General features: G+C 61.7%; 7 protein-coding genes and 2 pseudogenes. 6 read left to right on the top strand and 3 right to left on the bottom strand.

All coding sequences use genetic code 11. The features are described 5' to 3' along the window. Nucleotides 1-367 precede the first annotated feature (367 nt). Nucleotides 368-823, top strand: a complete 456-nt coding sequence (locus tag ACLRGI_RS02210; RefSeq protein WP_419200082.1) for an iron chaperone — start codon at nt 368-370, stop codon at nt 821-823. 18 nt (nt 824-841) lie between these two features. Here ACLRGI_RS02210 and ACLRGI_RS02205 read toward each other — a convergent pair whose 3' ends face one another. Next, entirely contained in the window at nt 842-1,978 is a 1,137-nt protein-coding gene (locus ACLRGI_RS02205) for an AI-2E family transporter (RefSeq protein WP_419200081.1), read from the bottom strand. Between the two features lie 369 nt (nt 1,979-2,347). Continuing rightward, complete coding sequence (locus ACLRGI_RS02200) at nt 2,348-3,820, bottom strand: aminotransferase class I/II-fold pyridoxal phosphate-dependent enzyme (RefSeq protein WP_419200080.1); 1,473 nt, start codon at nt 3,818-3,820, stop codon at nt 2,348-2,350. Nucleotides 3,821-4,023: 203 nt separating this feature from the next. Here ACLRGI_RS02200 and ACLRGI_RS02195 point away from each other — a divergent pair. The 3 genes and pseudogenes from ACLRGI_RS02195 to ACLRGI_RS02185 all read left to right on the top strand — a co-directional run. Next, nucleotides 4,024-4,326, top strand: a pseudogene (locus tag ACLRGI_RS02195) (M20/M25/M40 family metallo-hydrolase); the annotation flags it as partial. Nucleotides 4,327-4,376: 50 nt separating this feature from the next. After that, nucleotides 4,377-4,451, top strand: a pseudogene (locus tag ACLRGI_RS02190) (hypothetical protein); the annotation flags it as partial. 130 nt (nt 4,452-4,581) lie between these two features. Further along, the gene (locus ACLRGI_RS02185; RefSeq protein ID WP_419200201.1) at nt 4,582-4,845 is read left to right on the top strand and encodes a hypothetical protein; all 264 of its coding nucleotides are present in this window, start codon (nt 4,582-4,584) and stop codon (nt 4,843-4,845) included. On the opposite strand, the gene ACLRGI_RS02180 is transcribed toward ACLRGI_RS02185, so the two are convergent. After that, nucleotides 4,814-6,181: a cytochrome P450 gene (locus ACLRGI_RS02180; RefSeq protein ID WP_419200079.1), complete on the bottom strand. Its 1,368-nt coding sequence runs from the start codon at nt 6,179-6,181 to the stop codon at nt 4,814-4,816. The genes ACLRGI_RS02185 and ACLRGI_RS02180 overlap by 32 nt on opposite strands. A 78-nt stretch (nt 6,182-6,259) precedes the next feature. Between ACLRGI_RS02180 and ACLRGI_RS02175 the strand changes: the two genes are divergently transcribed. Together ACLRGI_RS02175 and ACLRGI_RS02170 are read left to right on the top strand one after the other, a co-directional pair. Then, complete coding sequence (locus ACLRGI_RS02175) at nt 6,260-7,306, top strand: saccharopine dehydrogenase family protein (protein ID WP_419200078.1); 1,047 nt, start codon at nt 6,260-6,262, stop codon at nt 7,304-7,306. Then, the gene (locus ACLRGI_RS02170) at nt 7,303-7,905 is read left to right on the top strand and encodes a TetR/AcrR family transcriptional regulator (RefSeq protein WP_419200077.1); all 603 of its coding nucleotides are present in this window, start codon (nt 7,303-7,305) and stop codon (nt 7,903-7,905) included. The genes ACLRGI_RS02175 and ACLRGI_RS02170 overlap by 4 nt, the downstream gene beginning before the upstream one ends. The last annotated feature ends 325 nt before the right edge of the window (nt 7,906-8,230 follow it).

Below are 8,230 nucleotides of genomic sequence, written 5' to 3'. Positions count from 1 at the left end.
CGCCGTAGGTGCCCATGCCTGCAACTGCGGCTGCGGTGCCGATCAGTGCGACGGAGGCGAGGATCTTGCCGGAGGTGGTCTTGAGGCTGATGGCCATCTGAGTATGGTCCTTTCGGGAGGCCACCGTGGGTCCGGCCGGCCGTTCTTTTCCAGCCTCTCTGGCTGACAAGAACTACTGTGCCGGGCCAGGATCAAGAACAAATCCTGTGTTCGGTCAACAGTTCCTCAAGAAAACCTCAAGACTCCCGCAGTGCTAATGAGCGCAGGTAATAGCCGCAGGCTAATCGAGCAGTTTCGGAGAAGCCGCACATGTGGTGGCGCCCTACCGTTAGGGGTATCAAGTCACAAGACCAGGGGAGAGAACGCCATGGCTGAGTCCGGAACAACTGATAAAGCGAAGTCCTACGACGGCTTCACTGAAGAAGAACGCGCCGCAATGAAGGAGCGCGCGCAGGAGCTAAAGAAGGCCCCACGCAAGAAGGCGTCCAAGGTGGACGGCGAGGCCGATGTCATGGCCAAGATCGCTGAGATGCCCGAGTCGGACAAGCTCATGGCCGAACGCCTCCACGCAATCGTCAAGGAGCACGCCCCGGAGCTCACCCCCAAAACCTGGTACGGCATGCCGGCCTATGCCAGGGACGGAAAGAACATCGTCTTCTTCCAGAGCTCCCACAAATTCAAGGCTCGGTACGCAACGCTCGGCTTCGAAGAGAACGCGAAGCTGGACGACGGAGCCATGTGGCCCACGTCCTTCGCTCTCACGGAAATCACGCCTGAGGTGGAGGCAAGGATCGTCGAACTGATCAAGAAGGCGCTGGGCTAGGCGGTAATTCGCCGGACGTTACGTCGGCTGGCTGTTGGCGGGCGGCAGATCCGGATTCATGGGTTCCAGATCCGGGTCTTCCGCCGTCCAGACTTGGATGATGGCCCACGTAACGGCGGCGATGGGTACCGCAAGGACGGCGCCGATGATTCCGGCGAGAATGGTGCCTGCGGTCAAGGCCATAAGGATGACCAGCGCGTGGAGCTCCAAGGATTTGCCCATGACGACCGGCTGGAGCAGATCACCTTCGAGCTGGTTGACGGCGATCACAACAATGACCACGATCAGCGCCACGATTGGCCCATTGGCCACGAGCGCCACCAAGGCCGCCAGGATGCCCGCCACTGTTGCGCCTACCAGGGGGATAAACGCGCCGATGAAGACGATGATGGCCAAGGGGACTGCCAGTGGAACCTGCATGAGGAGCAGTGCGGCACCTATGGCCACCGTGTCCACCAGCGCTACGATCGCCGTTCCCCGGACGTAGCCACCCAGGACCTCCATGGTGCGCTTGCCCACGCGGCGAAGCTTGGCTTCGCGCGTGCCTTTGAAGGGACGGAGGAAGAATTCCCAAATTTTGGCGCCGTCCTTGAGGAAGAAGAACAGGATGACTATCACCAGGCTTGCGCCGGCCAGGAACTCGGTGACCACTGACAATCCGGTTACTGCGCCGGAACGTACTTGGCTGCTCTGGGCGAATTCCACCACGGCTTCACGTGCCTGGTTCATTTGCTCCCGGTCAATCGGGAAGGGCCCGGTCAGCAGGAAGTTCTCGAGTTCGTCCACCCCCCGCGCTGCCTGACTGATCAGCTCGTCCCATTGGCTGCGGACCGACAGCACGATGACGGTGATAACGCCGCCGAGCACTATCAATAGGCCCAGGAAGGCGACGCCGGTGGCCAAGCCGCCGCGCCATCCTCGCCGTCGCAACATATTGACGAAGGGGCCGATTGCCGCCGCCAGAATCAGTGCGATGAGCACCGGGATGACAAGCAGCCGGATTTGTAGCAGTCCAAAGATCGCCACCACCGTGAGGGTCAGTATGAGCAGTATCTGAGCTGCCCGCACGGACGCCCGGCCCAAGGAATCTTTCCAGAGTTCGGGCTTGTATTGCCTGCGGACGTTAACTGGCGCGGTTTGCTTGGACGACGTCATGGTGGGCTCCTGTTCGTTCGCATCGGTCAGCCGACGTGATCAAACATAAGCCTACTGACTATTTCTCTGGTGTGGAGACGCGTCGCTGGTGAAGGGGCCGGCTAGTGGGTCGGATCAGGATGCGGCGGAACGGGCCCGGGATCAGGAACCGGCGATGGGCCAGGAGTGGGATTCGGGTCCGGGATGGGGCTCGGTGGGAACGGGGTGGTGGGATCCGGTGGTGGCGGTACAGGTCCGGGATCCGGGGGAAATGGCTCCGGCTCGTGGGTTGGAGGAAGTGTCACGATCTCTCCTTTGCGTACTCAGGGTATTGCTCCGGCAGATACCAAGCAGCCTACTCCCGGTTCCCGCTCAGCTACAGGGTTGCTGTTACTCGTCCCTATGATGCGCCACCACCCTGATGGTTTTCACTGACGGGTCGGCCGGATCCGGGAGCACCATCCCTGCTGCACTTCCCGAGCGCAGGTAATCCACCACTGCTGCGTTGATTCGTTCCCCAGGGAGAACTGCCGGCACGCCCGGAGGGTACGGGGTGATCTGCTCTGCTGCGATGCGGCCGGCAGCTTCTTCAGCCGGCACGTTTTCGACCGGGCCAAAGAAGGCATCCCTTGGGAGCACGACAGTTTCCATCTCCAGGTCCTCCGGTTCCGGTAGCTGGACCTTGGACGGCTTCGGCATCTGCGGAGCGGCATCGATGAGTTGGCGCAGGCCTGCCAATAAGCGCTCGCTGGTTTCTTCGTCGTCGGACTGGGACAGGGTTGCCTCGATCCTGCGGTGATCATTGAGGCCAACGTCTATCCTGCAGTTGGCGCGCAGCCAGTCCGCCGCCTGATACCCGCTGATACCAAGCTCTCCCAGGTCTATCAGGACGTGAAGCGGATCAAAGTCGTGGGATGCCTCATCCTTGATGAGCTCGGGTCCCAGGACGTGAAGCCCGTCCAGTGCATCAATATCGCTTCGCAGGCTGTCGGTAAGTGTCAGTGCCTTCTCCAGCAGACCCTGCCCTTGCTGGACCATTTGCCTGCGCCATCCATCGATAGCCGCGTAAATCATCACGTTGGCGCTGGTGGTGGAGAGCAGGTCCGCGCACTGGCTGAGCCTGACCGGATCCACCAGGTTGCCCTGGAGGTGGTAGATGGATCCCTGTTCCAACCCCATGCCCATCTTGTGGACGCTGACCACGCAAATATCGGCGCCGGCGTCCATCGCCCAGGTGGGGAGTCGATCATGGAACGGCAGGTGCGCACCCCAGGCCTCATCGATGATGAGCGGCTTTCCGCGGGAATGGCAGATTTCGGCGATTTTCTCAATGTCGGCGCACGTCCCGTAAGGAGTGGGGCTGGTGATGAGCGCTGCCGCAGCGTCCGGGTAGCGCTGCCACATTTTCTCCACTTCCTCAGGGGATGGCGGATGGGCAATGTGCAGGTCGCGGTCCCATCGCGGCCGGATCCAACGTGGCTGCAGGCCGGACAGGATAATTCCAGCCACCACCGATTTATGTGCGTCGCGACCAATCAACAGATCGCCGCTGCCCTTGGTCACCGCCAAGATGGAGGCCTTGACTGAGAGGGAGCTGCCGCACGTCGAAAAGAATGCTTTGTCAGCGCCCACGGCCTCGGCCATGAGTTCCTCGGCTTTGCTGAGGTATTCGCCGGAGGATTGGCGGTCATCCACACCGGCAGTGGAGAGCACATCCGAACGGAATGAATCCAAGCCCATAACCTCCAGGATCCTGGGATCGGTGCCGCGTCCCTGGCGATGGCCGGGCGGAGTGAAGCCGTAGCGGTCCAGTCGGTGGTACTCGGCCAGTGCGTCCAGCAGCGGTGCTTCATTCTGGTCCATGGGTCCTCCATTCTTTCGCAGCATGTCTTCTCGGCAATGAAAGATAAGTAAACTTACAATCCATTCATCGAACTCTCCTTCTCCGTACCCCTTTAGGCGCAAGGTGAATCACCAATGACACTCCAACAGCACCTGGATACCGGGAGTGGCATGGCCCGGCTTTGACCGGGAGCTGTTGGAGCTGAGCGCTGCCCGCCACGGTTTTGCTCTACGCCCACCACGATGTGCAACCTGCCGGTCCAAGAGAAGCCTGGGCAGCGCCACCCTTTGAGCCGGTTGCGCGTGACGCCCGGCTCTTCGGGCGGGGTGTGGCGGACGATAAGGCAGACATCGTCATGCACCTCGCGGCCGTTCAGGCGGTGGAGTCGGTGCTCGGATCCGGGTACGGTCCGGGCCTCAGCATTTTCATCGAAGGGGAGGAAGAATCGGGATCGCCGACGCTTTCCGGGATGTTCAAGGACCACGGGAGCGAGCTCCGTGCGCAGGCAGCCATCGTGGCGGATTCGGGGAGTTGGAAGGTTCGAACGCCTGCCCTTACCGCCAGCTCAGGGGCTTGGTGGATGGCACCATTCGAATTCGCGTCCTCGACCACGCTCTGCATTCCGGAACATATGGCGGGCCGGTGGTTGATGCGCTGACCGTGCTGGCGAAGCTCATGGCCAGCTTCCACCACGATGACGGCTCCGTGGCAGTAGAGGGACCGGTGTGGCATCCCAAAACGGGACTGGATATGGACCAGAAAGTGTTTCGCCGTCTGGTCCTTGGAAACAGCCTGGGGCTCCGACGCCGTCATGATGGGCGTTGGGGGATCCATACCGTTTGCGGCGGCGCTCGCCGAAGAGCAGCCCGGCTGTTCCATCCTGATTACCGGGGCGGAGGACCCGGATTCCCGTGCCCACGGTGCCAACGAATCGGTCCACCTTGGCGAGTTCAGAAACGCGGTACTGGCTGAAGCGGTCTTCCTGGCGCAGCTACAGTTCACGTCACAGTTTTCTACGCAGTCGCATCCCTCTTCAGGACTGTGAAGCGAAGCGAGAACGGGTTGAGATTTGAGGGCAGTCCGATGTCAGGTCCCAGCCGACCTGGATCGCTGAGGCGAAAGTCCGTCTCTTCAATGAACCGTGCCAGGGTGGCACTGGTCAGCAAGAGGACGAGCTGGCGGCCGGGGCAGCGTACTGGCCCTTCGCTGAAGGGGACCAGTGCCCAGTCTTTGCCTTGGCCGGGGCGGTCTCCCTCAACTGTGCCCTGATCGAGCCACAGCTCCGGGTGGAATAGGTCTGCGTGGGGCAGTAGCTGGCTGTCCCTGTGGAAGTACGGGGCAAAAACCAGGACGCCGCACTTAGCGGGCATGATTCCCCCTCCCCACTGAACCTCCCGCGTGGTTTGCCGCAGGATCATGGGAGTTGTGGGCCAAAGCCGTAGCGACTCCAGGACGCAGGCCCTGAGATAGGGCAGGTGTTTGTGCCCGGACGTGTCCTCAGCCAGCTCCTGCTGCGCCTTCCCGAGCTGGTTTTTGTGGGACGCAAGGAGGGCCAGTGTGCGGAACGTGGCCATTCCCGCTGGATCAAGAGCGAAAAGCCATTGGGGAATTTGGTCCACAGGTGCGGCTGCCGGGGATGGATCATGATCTTTCAGTGCGTGCGCCAGGCTGCCGGGGTCGGCGGCAAGCATTCTTTTCCGGACTGTTGTCAGGAAGGCAGCGCGTGTCTTGGTTCGGGTCACTTTGATGGCAGACCAGTTGGCGTCCTTGCGCAGGCGGGTGAGCTTGCGGGTCAGTTCGACGTCGTCCGCAGCGCTGTTGCCGAAAACGACGCGCCGGACTACGCGCTCCCAGGCGGCTGAAAACCTCTCCCAGTCGAGTTGTTGATCGCTGGGAAGGCCGGAAAGCAGTTGATCCATCTCCTCCCGGATGACCGGGAGAAAGTGATCGGCAAGGTGATGAACAGGGCTGTCCGTGTCCAGGGCTTGTTCCTGAAGTGCGCGCCGGATTGATCGTTCCGTGCCCGTCGAAATCAACACATTCCGGGGTTCAAAGTGTGCCAGCGCCCCCCGCTTTTCACTGCTGGCCGGCGAGAAGGGTTCGGGGGAGTTTTCAAGGATCCGGTGCACTTCGGAGGGTCGCAGTGCCACGGCCTGGCTCCGGAACGGCAAGCGGAGAAGAACGGGACCATCGGGGTATTTGAGCTGGAGGCTCCGCATGCGCGAGACGGCCCTTCCGTCCAGGCCCAAGCGCTCAGACGCGGCTTCCATCCGCGGCCTTCTCTTGATGGGACCCTTTGCCACGGTGGGAAGGAAGACGTCGGCGAGGAAGGCTGCGGTGTCCAGCACCGAGGCTTTCGGTAGTGAGGCACGGTTGCTCATTTCCTAAGCATACTTATCTCTTGCCGCCAATGGTTGATGTTGACGAGAAAATAGGTCATATGACCTAGAATCAATTTTATGAACCATCTCCTTGAACTCGACACCACTGGCCCAGTACTGATCGTGGGCGGCTACGGCACCGTCGGTACAGCCCTGACCCAACTCGCTGCAGCCGAATGGCCCCTGCTCCTCACCGGCCGGAACCCTGAGCGGGGCAAACATCTGGCCAGCGGAAACGTAACGCTGCAGAAATGGGACCTCAGCCAAGCGGAGCCTTTCACCGCCAAGGTCAGAGCAGTCATCAGCGCCGTCAATGATCCCGATGACAGGGTGCTCCGCGCCGCGGTCAGCGCCGGCATTCCCTACGTTGACGTCACGCGCTGGACCAGCCGAGTCACCAGGGCACTCACCCGGGCAACCCTCATGCAGCCAACCGCTCCCGTATTGCTGAGCTCGGGTTGGATGGGCGGAGTCACCAACGTCGTCGCAGCAGCTTTGGCCCAGGATGCCGGTGGTGGGGACCAGATCGATGTCGCCATCCGTTACGACATCAACGACAAGGCCGGAGTTGATTCAGTGGACTTCATGGACCGGCTGGGACTGGACTTTGAAATACGCAAAGGCGGCCAGGCCGCCGTCGTACGTCCCCTGACTGACGCGCGCTGGGTGGACATCGCCGGACACCGCACCAAAGTGGCGCGGCTGGACACTCCTGAACAGTTCACTTTGCCGCTGACAATCGGAGCGGGCTCGGTGGCAACCCGGATCGGGTTCAGTTCCAATACGTCCACGACGGCGTTACTCGCCGCGCGTGCAGCGGGACTGTTCCGCTGGGGTAGTGGGGACCGGTGGGCACCGCTGCGTCGCTCCTTGCTGTACTCGCCCGGCGCCGGTGGAACGGCCCATGTCCGTGTGGATGTTAAAGGTCCGGTCGGAACACGAACTGCCGTTATTTCCGATCCGCAAGGCCAAGCGCATCTCACTGCGCTGGGTGGGTTGCTGGGGCTGCGCACGGTTCTCGCGGAGGGCGCGCAGCCCGGCGTTTCTTTCCCCGAATCCGTACCGGAACCCGCATCCCGGCTCAAAGAACTTGAAATACACGGTGTGACAATATTGAGGTCATGACCGAAAGCAAGGGCGCCCTGCGAAAGGCGGCGCTCCTTGACGCTGCGGAAGAAGTATTGGTCACCAAGGGCAACGCCAATGCTGCCATGCGGGATTTCGCCGCAGCCGCCGGCGTTCGGATAGGCCACTTGCAGCATTACTTCCCTGCAAGGGCGGACCTGATCCGGGCTGTCCTCGAGAGAAGCCTCGAGCGCTCGTTGACGCGGCTTAACGAAGGGACCGGACTCAACCTTGGCGCCGGAGCGGCTGCAGGCCTGACCCGGGATGATTCCCGTCGGCTCTTGACGGCGCTGCTGCACGAACACTCATCCCTTGAAGGCGTAAAGATGCACTTGGAGATCTGGGCACTGGCGGCCGCGGACCAGCAAGCGGCGAGTGCTCTGCGAAGCTTTTATGCGCAGTATGCAGCCCACGTCGCCGGCGTAGTCCGACGAGGAAGGCCCGGCTTGCCGGAACCGGAACTCCAAGGTGTCGCTGCCGCGATCGTAAGCCTCTTCGAAGGGGCAGCAGTAACACGCTCGGACATCGGGGGTTTGCGAACTGAGGGCAGCGACGAAGCCATTATCCGCGCGGCACAATGGCTGATCCACGGACAGTAATCCGGACGGGTTTATGCAGGTGCTCTGGGTGCCGGAGTCCCAGCTGTCCCCGCAGGCTGCTAAGCGCCTCCGGAACTCCCGGACTAGTTCTCCGTGCGCGGCTCTGCAGCACCCCGAGTCTTCAGGCCGGCTCTGCACCCCGAGTCTTCAGGCTGAGCTAATAATGTCGGTGCCTGGTGACATGGTTTATTCATGGAGCTGACTGGGGAAAGTGGAGCGGGCGCAGGGGTATCTGATGCGCTTGTTCCTGCCTGGCCTCATAACCCCGCGTTGCGGGTCCCCGCCCGGGCTGGCGCTGTTCCGGCCAACACTGTCAGTGGTGACT

Source organism: Paenarthrobacter sp. PPS72 (assembly GCF_048537125.1).
Classification (GTDB): domain Bacteria; phylum Actinomycetota; class Actinomycetes; order Actinomycetales; family Micrococcaceae; genus Arthrobacter; species Arthrobacter nitroguajacolicus_E.
Note: the sequence above shows the minus strand (reverse complement) of the source record. Positions and strands in the feature narration are given on the sequence as shown.